Genomic DNA, 18,770 nt, shown 5'->3' on the forward strand with positions numbered 1-18,770 from the left:
TCTCAATCCTTAAATTTAATAGTCCTGATATCCGATTCACCCATTTTTTGACTTAACAGGCCATCCTTGTAAAACTCCATCTTAGTGTCTTCCAGTTCAAATTCCCATGAAATGCGGTTCGGACTCGTGATCTTAGGGGTTACTTTGACCTTAAACACCACAAACACTGGGGAGCGTTCAATTAAATTAAATGTTTTGGCTGCAGTGGGTCCAACAGGAAGAAAAACCTTTTTTGAATAGTTTTTCAAAGTTTTTTCATTTTCTGAATAGGCCAAAAAATTAGAGTTGTGCAATATAAAGTCCCCACCAATGGAGAATATACTTCTGATCCAATAGCCTTTGTTTTTGAAATCATATTTTTCAGCCACTGCTCCCCTAGCTACGAAATAGGCAATTTGGGTCCCATCTTCATAAAATGAATTGCTCCATGCCTGAAGAGTACCATAATGGTTCTTGATAAAGTTTGTATAACTGCGGTTCTGGGCAAACTCATTGTTACGATTACCTCCCCAAGAGGAAACATGTGCCCTATCCCCAGCAGGATTATAAAAATTGCAGGGGGATTTGGCTTCGGAATCACAAAAATAATCTTGAAGTTTTTCATCGGATAGGGTTTCCCTAGCTAGAATCAACAAGTGATTTTGGGCAAATTCAGAATTCTTTTTTGCAAGGTCCCCTGCTATGTTCTGATGTTTGGTCAACTTTGATTGGTCCAAATCCTTAAAGGTACTTTCCAGAAATTTCAACTCTAAAAGTGCCTTATATGCTTTGTTCATCGTCGGTGCCGTGGTTCCTCTTAAAAAATAAACATCTCCGTATCTGGGAAGTCCCTTGTGCGCTTGTATAACGACATCCCTGAAATCTTTGGAGGTTGCCTTGAACGTTAGCACATTGTGATCGTTTACAGCAACGGGGTCTTTTTTATCCGCTGTTTCACTCTGTGAGATTGTATTATCCGATGCAGGCCCAGGTTTTGCATCGGGAACTGACGTTTTCTCACCGTTGCCATTCAAAAACTCGTCTGTTTTCTCACTAGCTTTTTTTACAATCTTGTTTTCTACGTTCTTTTTTAATTTTTTAAAAAACTGACCCTGGACAGAAATAGGCATAAACAAGCCTAACACAGTCACGATCAAAATGACATTGGTTTTTACAGGTTTCATTTTCATAACTTTTGGATTATCTGGTCTTGGATACCATGGTATTGATATTGATTGCACCCACCTTTTTTGTAAGTCCGTCATCTGAATAGATTTCGATAACAGGACTGTTGAGGCTAAAAGTGGTCTTGAGTTGATCTGCCCTATAATTTTCCAAGCCATTGAGGTAACCAGACACATCAAATACCAAAAAGATCTGTTGGCTCTTTTCAGAGAAGGTTTCAGCCTCTTCGGGCAACATTTTGAACAGTATCGACGAACCGTTGGGGTGCATCAACTTTCTTTCTGATGAATTGGCGGGTTGGAGTCCGTACCACTTTAATAAAAAGCCTTGATTGTAAAACTGATAGGTGTTCAACCAATAGCCTCCGTTCTTAAAATCGTAGGTGCCCAAATTGGTCCGTGTAACATAATATCCCTCCAAGACATTGTCTGAATAAAGCGTTTTTGCCCACTTCCCCACCAACGGAAACTTCTCCTTTACAAAATTGGTGTATGCCCTTAATTTTTGGAACTCTGAAGCTCCTCTTCCTCCCCACGACCTAATATTACGCGGTTCGTTATAATACCCATCCTGCTGGAATCCCGAAGCACAATCTTCTTCTTTTGGGTTGCAGAAAAACCGTATGGACTGCTGTTTGTTGCACAAGGCGTTGGCAAGGGCCAGCACATGTTGTTGGGCCGTATGGGATTTAAGGTCTTTTTCGTACATGTTTTGTGTTCGTTCCGTAAAAAAATCCTTGTCCATCACATCGAACATATCCTCTTTGAACCTGATTTTCAAAAGCTCCACAAAAGCGTGCCTACTCGCATTGTTATGGCTGAATTGTTTGTCCTTTTCAAAGTACTCCTCATCCCTTGAACTCACATAGGTCCCATCTGATTTTAGAAAATATTCGTCCTGCACCCCAAAACGGAGCTTCCCTTTATGAGTTTGCAAGGAAAGTGAAATAAAATCAGTGGTGGGAGGATTAAATACCTTTTCCTGTGACTGTCCCCATCCCATAATTTGGAATACCAACACCGTTATTATAAAAAAAACCTGTTTCATGCATTAATTTTTAAAAAAGAGATTAGTTAGGGATAGGGTCCTAAAATGATTTACAAGAGCTTCGTCCGTATAAATTTCCATGTCACTACTTTCGTGGGAATAGTTAAAATCAATAGGATCTGTGGGAGAATCCATCTCCTTATCCGAATGTTGTAATTTTATCTTTTTTACCAGATATAGGCGGTTGATGCCCTCTTTTTTAAAGCGCTCAGCAGTTTGCTCATCCATCGGTAAGAAGAAATTGATGCTTTTTCCTCGGGCCAATTTGTTCAGAAGCTGATTTTCATAGGGCTTCACAGGTTCGAAGATCACTCTCTTCCGCCCACCCTGTTTAAATGGGAAAATATCATTGAGGCTCAAATAATGATGCACCCAATAGCCTTTTTTATCAAAATCATAATTTCCTCCAATACTTAGGGTAGAAACATGATAAGCACTCAGCTCATCATTTTTAAAAACATCTTGACTCCATACCAAAAGCGGATTTAAACAAGTATTTACAAAGGTTTTATAATTCCGCTGTCTTTCAAACTCATTCTTACCTCGATTGACATTCTTGCATGCCTCGTCCAAACACAAATTCGGAGCAACCTGATTGAGCAAAAATCGCTGGAGGTAGGCGGAATTCGATTGTTTTTCTGTAAGATTATTGCTTAAAATGATCAATCGGTCTTTTTCCAAGTCTCCCATAAATGGCTTGAGATATTTTAAGCTTACCAACAAGGAGAAATTGATTCTCCCTGTATTTACCATTTTACTCTTTTTAAGCTGTTCTGGGTTTCGACCACCACCACGAACAGGCCTTACAGCATTGGATCTGGGATTGGCATTTGTACTGCCATTTTGATTGTCATAAGAATCCACAACACCAAACCTGTGCAATCCTTTGTACGCCTGAATATTTATTGAAACATAATTCTCCGAGGGTGACTTATAGGTAACCAGTCCATCCGTACCAGTTGTCTGTGCAAAACTATGGAACACTGCTGCTACCATAAGAAAAACGCTAAACCCAAATCTTACCATTAACACTGTTTCTTTTATGTTCATTCCCAATTTATGGTTCCGTCCATGGTCAAAATGGTGTCATCATCGGTATTGATTACCGTTGTGTTTTCAAAGATGACCTGTTTGGTTTCAAAATTTACACCGAACCCGTCGCCGCATGCAGTAAAAAAGTTTTGGTAGGGTGAGGAACAGGCATGGCGGAACTCCTGTCCATTCCTTACTATGGTCATGGATATGGTCTTATCAATATCGGGCGAGCCACCGGTGGAAAAATCGGCTGCCACGATTACAAATCCATTTTGGTCGTTTTCATAAATGAATTCATTATCAACAACAGTAATGTTCTCAGATAGCAGAATTACCGATTTATCTGTCCCCGAAAGGGCAACATTGGCTACTTCAATATTACCAACGGTTAATGAAGTACCCAGCTCCGAAGTTTCCTCTCCGGACAATTGTATGGTTCCCTGTACTTCGTTTAATGTTCCGTTTTCAGGTTCGTTACCATCATCGGGGCCACAACCAACAAAGAAAAATAACATCGAACAGGACAGAAAAAGCATGGTGGTGTATTTCATATAGTTAATGGTTATGCCATATAGCAATCTCTAAACTATGAATTCCTTTATCCCTGTGCCATGGCCAATTATTATACGTATGTTTATTCAACATTACCGTAGCTAATCTTTCTCTATCCGTAAACCATGGCAGAACAACCTATTAATGGTTCAAATGGCTTAAATTTGGGGTTCACTAACCTCAGAACATGCTGCGACCGATCAAAAAAACCTGTTTTTCCCTTCTCATTATATTTTTACCCTTATGCGGAAATTCACAAGGGGTACAGCTTGACTCCTTGAGAAATGAATTGGAGGGGCATACTTTACAAGATACCATAAGAGCCGGACTGCTTATTGAAATAGCTGGGGAGATGACCTATTCCAGTCCCAATGAGGCGTTTCCTTATGTTAAGGAAGCTATTGCTATTTCAGAAAAAACAAATTGGATCAAGGGCGAAGCTCTGGCCCACCGTCAAAAAGGAAACCTCTATTATGTTTTGGGAGACAATCTCAATGCATTGGATGCGTATCAAAAAGCCTTGGTTTTGAGCCAAAAGATGGTCAACAAACAACTAGAGTCAAGTCTATTGGGCAATATTGGTAATATCCACGCTGATTTAAAGGAATATGACAAAGCCTTGACAAATTATCGCGCCTATTTATCAACGGCACAATCACTGAACAACAGACCAGATGAAATCAAAGCACTTTCGAATATTGCCATTGTGTATAACGACACCGAAAATTTTGAAGAAGGTGTTGCCTATTTGGAGAAGGCCCTTGCATTGGCCAAACTGGAAGAGAACAATCTGTTTATAGCAGCGATTACCAATAACTTGGCCTTGGCCTACAAAAAGCTGGGACAGAACGAAAAAGCGCTTGCACACTATCAAGAAGCAGCAGACCTCGCTCAACAGATTGGGAACAAGTATATTGAGGCCTCCGCATTGAACAGTATTGGTAAAATCAATGTATTGCTCAACAATTATGGAATGGCAGAAACAAATGCCCGCCAAGCCCTTTCGCTTTCGAAGGAGATTGGTGCTGTGGAATGGGAATCCGATTCGTGGGAAGTGTTGAGCCAGGTATTCGAGAACAACGGAAATATGGCCGAAGCCCTTGACGCCTACAAAGAACATGTGCAACTCAGGGACAGTGTTTTGAATGAGGAAAAGAGGTCTGAATTGACCCGAAAGGAAATGCAGTTTCAAATGGAGCGCCAACAAGCGGTCGCCCTAGAGGAAATAAAGAGACAGGAATTAGTGAAAAATGGGTATTTGTTGGGGGCGATACTCTTGGCATTGATCTCTATTTTAGGATATTTTTTGTACAAGCGCAGACGGGATGCACTGGAAAAAAGAAAAGTGGCCGAATTCAACGCAAAGGTGGCAGAGACCGAGCTCAAAGCCCTGCGCTCCCAAATGAACCCCCATTTTATTTTTAATTCACTCAATTCCATTAGCGATTTTATCTCAAAGAAGGATATTCAACAGGCCGATGATTATTTGGTCAAGTTCTCCAAACTCACACGATCGATCCTTGAAAACTCCGAAAAAAAATGGATTACCTTGGAGGAAGATCTGGAGTTGATGGAACTGTACATGCAGATAGAGGCCCTCCGATTGGAGAATAAGCTCAACTACCGCATATCGATTGATGAAAGCGTTGAACCGGAAAACACACTGGTACCCCCGCTCTTATTGCAACCATTTATAGAAAACAGTATTTGGCACGGGATTGCCCCAAAACAAGGAGATGGACAAATCGACCTCTTGATAAAAAAAGATGATAACATGTTGGAGTACATTGTGGAGGACAATGGAGTCGGAAGATCAGCAACCAATACAAAGGCCAAAAGGAAAGGTTCGTTTGGTGTAAAAATTACCAGCAATCGAATAGATATCATCAACCATTTAAAGAATACCAATGGATCTATTAATTTGTTGGACAAAACGGAAGGGCTTCGTGTAGAGATAAGGCTTCCTTTGGAACTTCAATTTTAAAAACACTATGTTAAAGGCTATTATCGTCGATGATGAGCAACACTGTATCAACCGTTTGGACGGATTATTACAGGACGAAGGGTATGATATTGAAGTTATGGCCCGCTGCAAAACCATTGATGAGGCCCAACGTAAAATCACTGATTCATCCCCCGATATTGTTTTTTTGGATGTGCAACTTGGGAACAATACAGGTTTTGACCTGCTATCTCAACTGGACACTTTCGATTTTGAAGTGATATTTACCACCTCTTTTGACAATTACGCCCTAAAGGCATTTAAGTTCTCAGCGTTGGATTATCTCTTAAAACCAATTGACAAAATTGATTTGGCCAGTGCGTTACAAAAGTTAAGGGAACAAAGAAACCTAAAAGAAACTTCCAAAAAGATTGATATTCTATTCCATAATTTTAAAGAAGGAAACGAATCATCAAAAAGAATTGCAATTCCTACCTTGGACGGATTTGCCATGGTAGATACAAACGACATTATTAGATTTCAATCGGATGTCAATTACACACACATCCACACACTTTCCAATAAAAAGATTACGGCCTCCAAAACCTTGAAGTATTTTGAAGGTATTCTGGAAAGCAATACTTTTTTTAGAGTGCACAAGTCCCATCTTGTCAATCTATCATTAGTAGAGCACTATATCAAAGGGAAAGGAGGTCATATTATATTGACCGATGGCTCCAAAATTGAGGTTGCCGTTAGACGTAAAGAAGAGCTTATGAAAAAACTTAATCCTGGCCTTGAATCCTGATTTTCTTTTTTACATTCTACCCAAATCCTTACCCCTACTGCAAAAATCGGGCATAGTATACACCCAAAACGAAAAAAATATAGCATTGGTAAATTACCAACATGCCATTATCCAAATTCATTTAAAGTAAATAAAAAGGGTTCAAATCTCTGACCCGATTTGAACCTAGTGATTCTAAATCCTCATTTTAAGATCGAATCGTATTCTTAATAAAATTATCCTTGTTCCAAGACTTTCATCAATTCATGGTTCAAATACAATTTTTCCTTTCCAACTTTTATAGATTTCAGAAAACCTTGCTCTTCCAATTCCATCAAATAGTTTCCAACTGTTTTAGGAGTGCCCAAACCTATATCAATAAGGTTTTGGCGCTTGGTATAAGGTAACTTGAACAAGACTTCGACTAAATCCTTTGAATAGACTTTGGGTAATTGTTCCTTTATTTTAAGTCCAGTGGTTTCCATCAGGGCAACAATGGATTCCAAGCGACTGAGTCCTAGAATAGATGTTTGCTCGATCATATCAAGCATATATAAGATATAGTCTGTCCAATTATTTTTTTCCGTTACATTTCGCAAATGCTGATAGTACAATTCCTTGTGCTTGATAATGTAGTTACTTAAGAACAATACTGGTATATCTAAAAGTTGCTCCAATTTTAATTGCAGTAACAATAAAATCCTACCCGTTCTCCCATTGCCATCCGAAAATGGATGAATTGCTTCGAATTGATAATGGGATATGGCCATTTTAATCAATGGATCCATCATATCATATTGATTGATAAACTTTTCTAGATCGGCCATTTTTCCACGTATGATATCCTCGCCAGTAGGTGGTGTATAGATAATATCCCCTTTTGTATTTGATAGGGTCGTACCTATTGAAGTTCGTATTCCAGAAGTATTTTGTTTGATACATTGAACAATTTCAATACATAAGTTAGTCGTAATAAAGGGTTTATCCTCAAGCCTTTTCAGGCCAAGCCATATAGCTTCTTTATATTTAATGACCTCTTTTGTCGCCGCATTGTCAAATTTTTTATCTGCAACAACCGCCTTATACAAATCGTCATTTGTTGTGATGATATTTTCAATTTCAGAACTTGCTTTGGCTTCTTGAAGATGCAAGCTATCCAAAAACAAGCTTGGGTTTGGCAAATTCCTAATGGCTCCATTCAATTGTGCCAAGGCCCTACTTGCAGTTATGGTCTTAGAAAGTATGACTTTAGTTTCCAAATCTTCTTGAGGTGGAAGTGGAGGCAAATTGTTGAACGGTTTTGTTTTATCGAAAGAAACCATATACAGGTAAAATTTACTCTTGAATCAATTACAAGGGCAAAAATAAACATTTTTTACACTCGTTCAAACTATTGAGGTAATTTTTACCCGTGTTTGAAATTCAAATCACCTCCCAAAATTCGACTTCCCTATCATTCAAAAAATATATTTCTTCATCATTTTGAACCTAAACCCTGAATACTAACATTGACGGGAGGTTTGGAGATATTAGATAAAAACTGGACCCCTATGTACACCTTTATCCTTGGTTAAATTTGGGCACAAAAAAACCAGAAAATATTAATTTTCTGGTTTTCAGATATTTATGGTTTCATTTAAAGGCAAATGAACCGTTTTTTGTCGGGGTGGCAGTTTTAACCAATCCTTTAAAACCCCTTATGTTTCCAGAGTTTTTTCTTGACCATCCAAAAAAGGACACCCAATAGGACATCCTCGTGTGATTTTTGGACTTTCACATAGTAAATATAACAATCTGAAAGCAATCGATTCGATTATAAGGTTTTTGCTTTGTAAAACCGTAATACTTTAAAACTCAGAAATAAAAAATTGAGCTTAGTCAAACAACCCATACCAACAATTTGATTCTATTTAAAAGTAGGTTCAAATTAACCTTATTAAAGGTTCTTGGTTTCCAAATCATCCAGTAATGGTGTCTCCATTAAAAGGATTATCGCGTTTTCTGAAAGAGCTTCCATTTCAACAGTATCGGTGTCCCATAGTGCTAAACCATCCCGGCTTTCCAATAATCGGTCCTCAATTTCAAAAACCCCGTTTATAACAAAGGCAAATATTCCATTATTGGGGTTTTCCAATTTGTATTGGGATTCATTTCTACCTTCAAAAACTCCAAAGTTTAAAATGGATGTACCTGTTTTTAGCAATCTATGTAAACTATTGGCCCCGTAACCCTCAAAAGTCTTCTTTCCCTGAAATTGATTCTTTGTTAGATGAATTTGAAGATAATTGACATATTCCTTATCGTAGGGATTTGAAATATGAAGCGACTGTCCTTTTTCCATATTCAGAACCTGTAGCTCTTCAGGTATCAAAATTTTTCTTTTTCCATCAACGGAAACCTCAACCTCCACCATTCCGACCAAAGGCATTAGTATGATGTGTCCACCTTCCTCCATATAATAGAACTTGCTATTGTTTGGGGCCAGGGTTTCATCATTTAATGAGGTAAATATTTCAAATGGATTCTGCTTTTTTCCATTGAAATCATCATTAATTAGTGTCGTAAGACATTGATATCCTTCAACCTGTTGACGGTTTCTCCTTTGCGATTTAAAAATTCTAGCGGTTTTTTGGGCTATCATCACTTCAATATCTTTTCAATTAAGCACTCACATAAATATCATGGGTAAGAACATAGCCTTCAGTATTGCTTCCTGAGACACTCGCCAGTTCTTCTTCTACTCCATCACCAAACACATTGTCCTGCGCATGGTAGGTATACCCAGACATTCCTTTGGTATATCCTTCGTCGTTTGCGGCATTCACCCGCACAACGGCACTGTTCTCTCCTTCTGGAAATGCAATTTGCGTTACCAAAAGCGATTCGCCCGATTCATTATAAATGTGCACATGGATGTGTGTTGACCGACCACTGTACCAACCGGGAAATATTGTTGCAAATTCAACCAAACCATCGGTGTCGGATGTTTGCCTTCCTCTCAAAAAATGATTACTGGTATAGTTCGTCTGTTGCATTCCGGAACCGCCGTATTCCGAATAGTTTCCATCCTTGTCGCAATGCCAAATATCAACAATCGCCCCTTCCAATGCATTACACTCATCATTGACATTCCTGATTTTGATATCCAAATCCAAAGGAATTCCGGTACGATCACCTACAATATCTACACGAACATACTCTGCCGGATCCTTTGTTGGAAATGGCCCCTCTGTTTCACTTGGTGTAATTTCGCAATCACCTGAAGTATTGGTATCCGTGGTGGTATCGGTAGTAGTATCTGTATTGGTACTTGAATCGGCGTCGGTATTTTCCAGATCATCTATGGCAATAGTTTCATCTTTTGAGCAAGCTCCGATAAAGGTTAGACCTGTTATAGAAAGTCCGGCCAACCCCAATCCCTTTATAAATTCCTTACGTTCCATGGTATCTTTTTTTTAATTATTGCCTAAAACTATAAGGAGAAGAAAGCATCTGCCAATATTTGAGGCGAATACAGAAATTTTTGAGGTAAACTTGCCTGAAATGTTAAAGACTTTTTAAAACACCCTCCTTATATGCATTACCCAAAGGAATGGTATGCTCACCTATTTTGGCAGTATTTTTATATATGGCCTTTACTTTTTCAATGGGAACAATATAGGATCGGTGGGCCCTTTTAAATCTGGAGTCGGGAAGTTTTTTCAAAATCCCCTTCATTGTGGAGCGCGCCGTAATCCTGTTACCACTTTCCAAATGCAATTGAATATAGTCATCCAAAGCTTCAATAAAGAGAATATCATCGAGGGGAATTTGATATAGTTTAAAATCAGCACGAACAGTTATATGTGTATTTTCTTTTATACTGTCACTTTGAAGTTCAAGCTCTTTTTTAGCTTTCTCCACGGCGGTCATAAAACGCTCAAAGGAAATTGGTTTAAGCAGGTAGTCCGATGCTTGCACATTGAATCCTTCCACTGCATATTGACTGAAAGCCGTGGTAAATATGACCTTTGGATTTTGTTTTAATGATTTATACAGGCTTATGCCATCCAAGTTTGGCATTTGAATATCAAGGAACAATAAATCAACTTCAAACTTATTTAGGTACTTGACCGCTTTCGCTTGTTCTGTGAAAGTTTGTATTAAATCCAGGTATTCGATTTGGTCGCTGTACGCTCGAATTACTTCCAAGGCAAGTTTTTCATCATCCAATGCTATGGCCCTTATCATACAAGCTGTATATACAATTTAACGTGATATGTTTCCGAAGACTGGTTGACATTCAAAGAATGTTTACCATGGTAACGGTATTCCAATCTTTTCCCCGCATTCTTGGCACCCTCCTCCGTACTATCGACCAATACACTTTTCTCTACGGTTATTTTGTTCTTGACATCCAACATGACCCCTTTATCATCAATAGCAATCAATATATGGATTTGGGATGACTCATCGGGATTCACGCCATATTTAAAAGCATTTTCCACATAATTAATAAGAATAATGGGGGCAATTTGTTTTCCTTCTGGATTTCCGTTGACTTCATATATGAAATCCACTTCGTCTCCCATACGAAGTTTTTGAAGATCAATATAATCGGTTATATAGGCAATTTCCTTTTCTAAGGGAACGGTTTGGGTATCACTCTCGGTTACCACGTAACGCATCATATCGGAAAGCTTGAGCAATGCCTTGGGTGCCTTATCGGATTTTGTTAAAGTTAGTGCATAAATACTGTTTAAGGTATTAAAAAGAAAGTGAGGATTTATTTGGGCTTTTAGGTAAGAAACCTCGCTGCGTAACTTTTCACTTTTAATATGCTTTAGTTGATTATCCAATCTTAATAGAAGTGATAAAGCCAGTACCATCAAAAATTGGAAAATGAAAGTATCCCTAAAATCAAATAAATCGAAAGGAGGTTGTTTTACACCATTTGGCATATCATCTGGAAGTATGGGTCTTCCTGGATAATCCTGACTTGAAGGATTCCCATCAAAAATCAAGGATGGAAGATTGGCAATGATGACCAAACAAAATAAGGTTACCACGCCATATAACCACATTTTTTTTTGATTGTAGAATTTGGGAATGAAATAATAATAGTTTGCATAAAAGAAGCTCAACAGCAATAGATATCCCGTCAAGTTACGCTTGAAGGGATTAATTTTCAATAGAGAAACATTACTTCCGAAGTCGGGTGAGGTCAAAACAGGAATACTCAACAGAGCAACCCCGATCACCAAATTTGTTAGAAGAATTCTGTTTTTAAAAAAAGTAGCCATAAACTAAATGTATCAAACCTACTTGATATGGACCATCTACTTAAATTTTTGAGGTCAAACAAGGTATTCCCGAGGTGAACTGAATCCAAATTTTCGGTAAAATACCGGCAACAATGTTTAAAACGAAGCCATAACCTATTGTCAATATGGATAAGCCTTTTGTTCTACCATTGCAACGACCTCAAATCGAGTTATCATCCAGATAGGCCAAAAATTTGTCCTTGTGTTGTTCTGAAACCGTAATCTGTGTGTTGTTGATTAAAATAAGTCCACGCTCCACTTCTTCTATAAACGGCAAGGCCACAATAAATGAGCGATTAACCCTCATGAACCTATCGGAAGGCAAATCAGCTTCCAAAGACTTTAACGTCATTAAACTTAAAATTGGACCTGGATTATCCTTGACAACGATTTTCACATAATCCTTCAGACCTTCAAAATAGAGGATCTTATCCAACTGCAACTTTAAATGTTTATATCCGGATTTGACAAAGAGAAAATCTTTATCCGAGTTTGCTGGAATCTTTTGGGGTTCTATGCTGGAAGGTTGTATGCGATCATAGGCTTTTTGTGCCCCTACTAGGAATTCACCATAATTGAACGGTTTAAGTAAATAATCCACTGCATCCACTTTGAAACCTTCAAGTGCATACCTGTCAAAGGCCGTTGTAAAAATGACATTTGTTTTTCCCTTGACAATTTTGGATAGTTCCATTCCACTTAGATCCGGCATTTGTATGTCAAGGAATAGTAGATCTACAGGATTGCTATTGAAAAACTCCAATGCTTCCACAGCATTGGAAAAAGAATTTTGTAGTTCGAGAAATGGGGTTTTAGCGATATAACCTTTTATTAATCTAAGCGCCATTGGCTCATCATCCACGGCGATACAGGTTAATTTTCTTTTTTCCATGAATTATCCTTTTAAAGGGATTTCAACCTTAACATGAAAATATCCAGAGCTGATTTCCTGATTAAAACTGTGTTCGTTTGGATATAAGAGTTCCAAGCGCTCCTTTAAGTTACGTAATCCGATTCCAGACCCACTATGATCTGTGTGTGTTTTGGGAAAATCGGTATTCCAACCCTTAAAAACAATTTTATTTCTTTCTATTGCCATATCAAAAGCGATACAACTTTCTTCCTGAGCCGAAACACCATGTTTAAATGCGTTTTCGATCAAGGATATAAATAGCAAAGGGGGAACTTTTATACTATCATCCAATTTAGGAAAGTTATAAGTTACCTTGGTCTTCTCCGTAAGTCTGAGTTTACTCAATTCAATATACTTTTCCATAAAGTCCAATTCCATCTTCAACGGAACCTCTTCGGTTCTTGTATCGTACAAAAGATAGCGCATAAGCTTGCTCAAGCTGTGGATAGTTGATTTCGCCTCCTCAGGTGAAATGTCCACCAGAGCATATATATTATTCAAGGAATTAAAGAAAAAATGGGGCTGCAATTGGTAGTGCAAATGCTGTAGATCGGATTTGAGCTGTTGGTGGGCCGCCTCTTTTTTCTCGGCCTCCGATTTATTCAAACGTTCCATGGTCCTCAGGGATACGGCCCATACAATTGGAACAAAAAATGACAGCGTCTGTACATAATAAACCATGGTTCGCGGAGGACCGTTCCCATCATCCATTTGCGGTCTCGGAAAAAAAAGTTCGGTAAACCATTCACGAAACCCAATCATAACGATTACCAAGAGTATATTTATGACGATAAATACAATTATTCTTTTTTGAAAGAAAAGTTTATCTGCAAAAAAAACATAGTTCAAATAAAAGGTCACCATGTATAAAAACAATGGTATCCAAGAAAAGGCCACCACATGTTTAAAGGCCTGATCTGTATCGTAGCTCAAGAGATATGGGAAACTGAACAAGACCACCCATACCATTAGATGGATGAAAATTTTACGCCATATGTTATTCAATACTCCCATACCAAGCAAGTTTTATTCGTATCTCAATGCTGTTATCGGGTCCAAAGCCGAGGCTTTTCGGGCAGGATACCATCCAAAAAAAATACCAGTTACGGCACAAACCGCAAAGGATACAATTACCGAATAGGAAGTTATTATAGTTGGCCAGCCCAAGAATCCCTTAATAAATAAGGTGGCGCTAAAGCCTAATATTACTCCTATAATTCCCCCTGAAACACTTATTAAAATCGCCTCAATCAAAAACTGCAACAATATATCGGCTCCCTTGGCTCCTACAGACATACGGAGTCCAATTTCGCGGGTACGTTCTTTTACTGAAACATACATAATGTTCATAATTCCTATCCCACCGATCAATAAGGATATACTGGCAATGGCCACCAATAATACGGTAAGCATTTCACTGGTGGAACTAAATGTGGTTATTAATTCATCCATGGAAAAAACATTGAAATCATCCTCTTGGTTACCAGATATATCGTGTTGTTCCCGCAATATAGCAGATATTTCGTCAACCGCTCCTTGAGCATCTTCCTCACTTATGGCTGAGGCTACAATGGATTGAATGTAGTCAATGGCCAAAATACGTTTTTGAACCGTGGTGTAGGGTGCCAAAATCACATCGTCTTGATCTTGACCAAAATTACTCTCCCCCTTTTCAGAAAGCACCCCAATAATTTTGAATGGAATGCTGTTGAATCGTATCATTTTACCTACGGGATCTTCTCCATCTGTAAATAGGTTTTCTGCCACGGTCTGCCCAATCACAGCCACTTTTGCAGCGGAACGTACCTCAGCATTGGTGAACATACTCCCATCTTGCAAATCCCAAATTTTGATATCCAAATATTCAGGGTTCACCCCATAAATGGAAGTTGGCCAGTTGTTGGCCCCGTTGATGGATTGGCCACTACCGCTCACTTGAGGGGTTACGTAGGCCAAAAGAGACGCTTCCTTCTTTAAAGCTTCATAATCTTTTAATTTCAAAGATTGCATTTCACTGGGATTCATTCGTACCCCGCCACGCATATCGGCACCTGGCCTAATATTGATCATGTTAGATCCCATACTCGAAATTTCATCTCGAATGCTCTGTTTAGATCCCTCCCCAATGGCCAACATGGCGATTACTGATGCCACACCGATGATAATACCCAACATGGTGAGCAGGGTTCGCATTTTATTCAGGACAATGGCCTTCAACGCGATTTTGATTAGATTTAAAATCCTTGTTTTCATTCGTGGGCTTCTTTTGGTAATGCAGCCAATTCTCTTGCTGCATCGTTGATGTTGGTATTCATTTCATCCTTGATGATGTGACCATCCTTCAAAATCACGGTTCTACCACTGAATTCGGCAATATCTGGTTCGTGGGTCACGAAGGCTATCGTCTTTCCTCTTTTGTTCAATTCTTGAAAAAGAGACATAATCTCATAGGATGTTCTGGTATCCAAGTTTCCTGTTGCCTCATCCGCCAAGATAATCACGGGGTCGTTAACCAAGGAACGTGCTATGGCCACTCTTTGCTGTTGTCCACCGGAAAGCTGTGCGGGAGTGTGATCCAAACGCTCTCCCAAACCAACCATTTCCAAGGCCTCCACGGCTCTTCGATGTCTTTCTTCGGATGAAATTTTACTGTTATAAATCAAAGGAAGCTCTACATTTTCTATCGCTGTTGTTCTTGGCAACAAATTATAGGATTGAAAAATAAAGCCGATTTTCTCATTTCGAATGGTGGCCAGTTCATTTCGGTCCAGACTATTGACAGGAACACCATCAATCTCATAAGACCCTGAAGTAGGACTATCCAAGCATCCCAAAATATTGAGCATGGTACTCTTACCGGAACCACTGGAACCCATTATGGTCACAAATTCTCCTTCATGAATATCCAAAGACACCCCATTAAGGGCATGTACAATCTCATCCCCCATTCGGAATTCCCGTTTCAAATCATCTATTTTAATGATTGTCTTTGCCATCTTTTTCTAATTGTCTTCTTTCTTATCGTTGTCTCTTCCTGGTGGTTTTGGCATAAATGGGCTTCCAGAACTAGCCGTATCATCTGTTTCACCATTACTTACTGCTTTAAGACTGTACACCAATTCATCTCCTTCGGACAAGCCTTCCAAGACTTGTAAGTTAACGCCATCACTAGCCCCTAGTTTTACCTCTTGGGGTTTAATTCCATTAGAAGATTTGGTCCAAACAATGTTTACATCTTCACTGGGAGGGGTTGGCCTATCTGAAGGTGGTGCCATAGCAATCCCCTGTTGATCAAAATATTGCATCAGCAAATCCATGTTAGGTTGAAAGTTTACAGCCTTTGCCTCTATGGTAAGGATATCCTTCAACTCTAAGGTATAAATGGAAATCGTAGCAGTAAGTCCAGGTTTCAATTTCAGTTCTGGGTTCGCGGCTTCAATTACTACTGTATATGTTACCACATTTGATTCCACCGTCGGGTCCAAACGGACTTGGATTACAGTACCTGTAAAGGTTTCTCCTTGGTAGGCATCCACGGTAAATACAACGCGTTGACCTTCCACTACACCACCGATATCGGCTTCATCTACGTCTGCTTCGACCTGCATTTTTTTCAAATCCTTGGCAATGGTAAACAAAGTTGGTGTCTCAAAACTTGCGGCAACAGTTTGCCCTTCGTCAATTTCACGAGATAACACTACCCCATCTATCGGGGAATAAATATCCGCATACCCCAAATTGGTCTTGGCTTCGGTTAAGTTGGAGCTGGATTGTACCACCGTACTTTTGGATTTTTTCAAATTATAAAGCGCTTCGTCATAATCTGCTTGACTGATGACCTTGTTTTCATAAAGTACTTTTTGACGATTATAGATTTTTTGATAATAATCCCTTTCGTTTACGGCATTGTTATAGGTAGCCCTTGCTTGAAGCAATGCGGCTTTTAAGTTGGTCTTATCCAATTCGGCCAACAATTGTCCTTTATTCACTTCGCTGTTGAAATCCACATAAATCTTTTCTACTTCACCGGACACTTGGGTACCCACTTCCACTTCATTCAATGGTTCTACGGTTCCCGTGGCGGTGACCATGGTAGTTACTTCTCCTTTGATAACTTTTAGTGTTTTGGCCTGTACCTCAGACTGTGATTTACCGGAGAACATGCTATATCCGACAACTGCAATCAAAATAATTCCAGCGACAATGACCAAGGTTTTTATTTTCCTGTTTTTCATTTTATTAAAGTTTAATTTCATTTCCCTGATAAAATTCAAGGAGCTCGTTGTACAGTATGCCCAAGTATTTTGCTTGTAAATAATTTAATTGTGCGTTGGTGTACGTATTTTGGCTAATGACGAGATCTGTTGTACTCAATGCATTGAGTTCATATTGCCTTTGTGCCAATTTGAAGGATTCCTCTGCCGCATCACTGGCTGCTTTGGAGGCTTGGATCTGTTCTTGGGCCGATTGGGCATTTTGCCATGCGGTCTCTATTTTTTGATACAGTTCTTTCTTTGCACTTTGCAGTTGGAGTTTGGATTGTTCTATTCCTATTTTGGCATTGGCCACCTGTGCTTTTTTCTGATACCTTGAAAAGATTGGTACTGATAATGACAAGCCGACCCGTTGGTTAAAGTTCACATCCAATTGATCAGTAAAAGTAAGATCGTTGGTACTTGTATAACCCGACCCAACACTCCCTGTCAGGGACAATGTGGGCAAAAATCCGCCTTTGGCAATATCCAGGTCTTTTTCGTTTATGGAAGTGCCCAGTTCAGAAGCCTTTATTTCAGGCATTCTTCCTATTGCGTTTTGATACACTGTAAATTTATTGGGTACTGACAGGCCATCCAATAAGGGGTTTTCCAAGGGCTCAATTTCCAATTCCTTCATAGGGTCCAGCTCCAATAGCTGCTTTAGTACAATGACCTGTTGTGCATAACTGTTCTTTGCACTGATCAAATTTGTTTTATTGGTAGCCGCTTGGGAGAGTGCATCGGTATAATCGATCATTGCAATGTTTCCAGCCTCTAAACGAGCCTTCGCCCGTTCCACTTCTTTTTCAGATGCAGTTAAATTGTTCCGAGCCACCTCCATACTTTCTTTATTGTAAAGAATCTGTAGGTAAGCCTCCAGAATACTTAGGGTGATATTGTTCTTTGCCTCCTCTACATACAGTTCGTTCTGTTCCACCATCAATCTGTTTTGCCTCACCGCATTATTTAGCTGACTGCCATTATACAAAGTGACAGAGGTACTCAATCCCAAATTGGTGGATTTGATTTCCTGGGAAACAAAATCACTGGTAATGGGATCTATCGAAGACCCCCAAGAAAAGTTTTGTGATGCGCTACTGCCCAAGTTAGGCAGTTTTGCATATTTGGATTGCATGAGGTTTACTTCGGCCCCATCCTTTTCCAAAGCAACTTGTTTTACCTCTATACTGTTCTCCAGTGCATAGGAAATACAATCTTGCAACGACCACACTTTTTTGGTGGCCGAAGAATCCATTTCCGGAGCATTTATTTGAAAGCTCAAAAAGAAAATAGCCGCTATTGCCTGAATCTTCATTGTTATACATTTTCTAACAAAATTCGAATAAAGTGGAAACGCCGGACATAGTGTACCACCCTCGCCGGGTTAAAGTGACCATAGCTGGCCGGACGAAAGTGACCCACCCGCGCCGGGCCAAAGTGGACCACCTTTAGATTAGATCTATCTGTAAAAAGTCTAAGTGCTTTTTTTGTTAAAAAGCACCATGGCGAACAAGCAGATAGACATGCGAAAAACAAAACTGATTTACAAACTGTACACCTCCGGCACTAGCAAACGGAGGATAAGCCAGCAATTGGGCATATCCCGTGTCACAATCAGGAAGTACATCGAATTCTTCAAGCGCTACCGTTTTACGGCCTACGAGGTGGAGAAGATGACCTTGGAGGAACTCCACAACCTTTTTAAGGACGGGCAAAAGCGCAAGAGCCAACGGTTGCTGACCTTAAGGCAGTACTTTCCCTATTTTGACAA

17 protein-coding genes and 1 pseudogene are annotated in these 18,770 nt (G+C 39.4%); 3 read left to right on the plus strand and 15 right to left on the minus strand.

Going from position 1 to position 18,770, the window contains the following annotated elements; translation table 11 throughout:
• Nucleotides 1-2 precede the first annotated feature (2 nt).
• From PY091_RS17780 to PY091_RS17795, 4 genes are read right to left on the minus strand one after another with little or no spacing between them, the layout of a single operon-like run.
• A complete protein-coding gene (locus PY091_RS17780) occupies nucleotides 3-1,163 on the minus strand; it encodes a hypothetical protein (protein ID WP_275650838.1) in 1,161 nt (386 codons plus the stop codon).
• Nucleotides 1,164-1,179: 16 nt separating this feature from the next.
• On the minus strand, nucleotides 1,180-2,211 hold the full coding sequence (locus tag PY091_RS17785) for a hypothetical protein (RefSeq protein WP_275650839.1): 1,032 nt from the start codon (nucleotides 2,209-2,211) through the stop codon (nucleotides 1,180-1,182).
• A gap of 3 nt (nucleotides 2,212-2,214) precedes the next feature.
• Nucleotides 2,215-3,261: a hypothetical protein gene (locus tag PY091_RS17790; RefSeq protein WP_275650840.1), complete on the minus strand. Its 1,047-nt coding sequence runs from the start codon at nucleotides 3,259-3,261 to the stop codon at nucleotides 2,215-2,217.
• Nucleotides 3,258-3,797, minus strand: coding sequence for a hypothetical protein (locus PY091_RS17795; protein ID WP_275650841.1), 540 nt, complete (start codon nucleotides 3,795-3,797; stop codon nucleotides 3,258-3,260). The genes PY091_RS17790 and PY091_RS17795 overlap by 4 nt, the downstream gene beginning before the upstream one ends.
• Nucleotides 3,798-3,985: 188 nt before the next feature.
• Here PY091_RS17795 and PY091_RS17800 point away from each other — a divergent pair, with 188 nt between their 5' ends.
• Nucleotides 3,986-5,782 carry a tetratricopeptide repeat-containing sensor histidine kinase gene (locus tag PY091_RS17800; protein ID WP_275650842.1) on the plus strand — a complete coding sequence of 599 codons (1,797 nt, stop codon included), beginning with the start codon at nucleotides 3,986-3,988 and terminating at the stop codon, nucleotides 5,780-5,782.
• A 7-nt stretch (nucleotides 5,783-5,789) separates the two neighbouring features.
• A complete protein-coding gene (locus PY091_RS17805) occupies nucleotides 5,790-6,548 on the plus strand; it encodes a LytR/AlgR family response regulator transcription factor (RefSeq protein WP_127138109.1) in 759 nt (252 codons plus the stop codon).
• Between the two features lie 215 nt (nucleotides 6,549-6,763).
• Here the strand turns inward: PY091_RS17805 and PY091_RS17810 are convergent, their stop codons facing one another.
• The 11 genes from PY091_RS17810 to PY091_RS17860 all read right to left on the minus strand — a co-directional run bounded on the left by PY091_RS17810 (nucleotide 6,764) and on the right by PY091_RS17860 (nucleotide 18,314).
• Complete coding sequence (locus PY091_RS17810; protein ID WP_275650843.1) at nucleotides 6,764-7,849, minus strand: Fic family protein; 1,086 nt, start codon at nucleotides 7,847-7,849, stop codon at nucleotides 6,764-6,766.
• 614 nt (nucleotides 7,850-8,463) lie between these two features.
• Nucleotides 8,464-9,168 carry a pirin family protein gene (locus PY091_RS17815; protein WP_275650844.1) on the minus strand — a complete coding sequence of 235 codons (705 nt, stop codon included), beginning with the start codon at nucleotides 9,166-9,168 and terminating at the stop codon, nucleotides 8,464-8,466.
• A gap of 19 nt (nucleotides 9,169-9,187) precedes the next feature.
• Complete coding sequence (locus PY091_RS17820) at nucleotides 9,188-9,970, minus strand: dioxygenase family protein (protein WP_275650845.1); 783 nt, start codon at nucleotides 9,968-9,970, stop codon at nucleotides 9,188-9,190.
• A gap of 103 nt (nucleotides 9,971-10,073) precedes the next feature.
• The gene (locus PY091_RS17825) at nucleotides 10,074-10,757 is read right to left on the minus strand and encodes a LytR/AlgR family response regulator transcription factor (RefSeq protein WP_275650846.1); all 684 of its coding nucleotides are present in this window, start codon (nucleotides 10,755-10,757) and stop codon (nucleotides 10,074-10,076) included.
• Nucleotides 10,754-11,809, minus strand: coding sequence for a sensor histidine kinase (locus PY091_RS17830; RefSeq protein WP_275650847.1), 1,056 nt, complete (start codon nucleotides 11,807-11,809; stop codon nucleotides 10,754-10,756). Before PY091_RS17830 ends, PY091_RS17825 begins: the two co-directional genes overlap by 4 nt.
• 181 nt (nucleotides 11,810-11,990) lie before the next feature.
• On the minus strand, nucleotides 11,991-12,722 hold the full coding sequence (locus PY091_RS17835) for a LytR/AlgR family response regulator transcription factor (RefSeq protein WP_275650848.1): 732 nt from the start codon (nucleotides 12,720-12,722) through the stop codon (nucleotides 11,991-11,993).
• A gap of 3 nt (nucleotides 12,723-12,725) precedes the next feature.
• Entirely contained in the window at nucleotides 12,726-13,757 is a 1,032-nt protein-coding gene (locus tag PY091_RS17840) for a sensor histidine kinase (protein WP_275650849.1), read from the minus strand.
• A gap of 12 nt (nucleotides 13,758-13,769) precedes the next feature.
• Nucleotides 13,770-14,996, minus strand: a complete 1,227-nt coding sequence (locus PY091_RS17845; protein WP_275650850.1) for an ABC transporter permease — start codon at nucleotides 14,994-14,996, stop codon at nucleotides 13,770-13,772.
• Nucleotides 14,993-15,739 (minus strand): ABC transporter ATP-binding protein, encoded by a 747-nt coding sequence (locus tag PY091_RS17850; protein ID WP_275650851.1) that lies wholly within the window; start codon nucleotides 15,737-15,739, stop codon nucleotides 14,993-14,995. The genes PY091_RS17845 and PY091_RS17850 overlap by 4 nt, the downstream gene beginning before the upstream one ends.
• A gap of 6 nt (nucleotides 15,740-15,745) precedes the next feature.
• On the minus strand, nucleotides 15,746-16,978 hold the full coding sequence (locus tag PY091_RS17855; RefSeq protein ID WP_275650852.1) for an efflux RND transporter periplasmic adaptor subunit: 1,233 nt from the start codon (nucleotides 16,976-16,978) through the stop codon (nucleotides 15,746-15,748).
• Nucleotides 16,979-16,982: 4 nt separating this feature from the next.
• The gene (locus tag PY091_RS17860) at nucleotides 16,983-18,314 is read right to left on the minus strand and encodes a TolC family protein (protein WP_275650853.1); all 1,332 of its coding nucleotides are present in this window, start codon (nucleotides 18,312-18,314) and stop codon (nucleotides 16,983-16,985) included.
• 187 nt (nucleotides 18,315-18,501) lie between these two features.
• Here PY091_RS17860 and PY091_RS17865 point away from each other — a divergent pair.
• A pseudogene (locus PY091_RS17865) lies at nucleotides 18,502-18,770 on the plus strand (HTH domain-containing protein); the annotation flags it as partial.

The sequence above is a fragment of the Flagellimonas okinawensis genome (assembly GCF_029194005.1).
In the GTDB taxonomy this organism is placed as follows: Bacteria; Bacteroidota; Bacteroidia; order Flavobacteriales; family Flavobacteriaceae; genus Flagellimonas; species Flagellimonas okinawensis.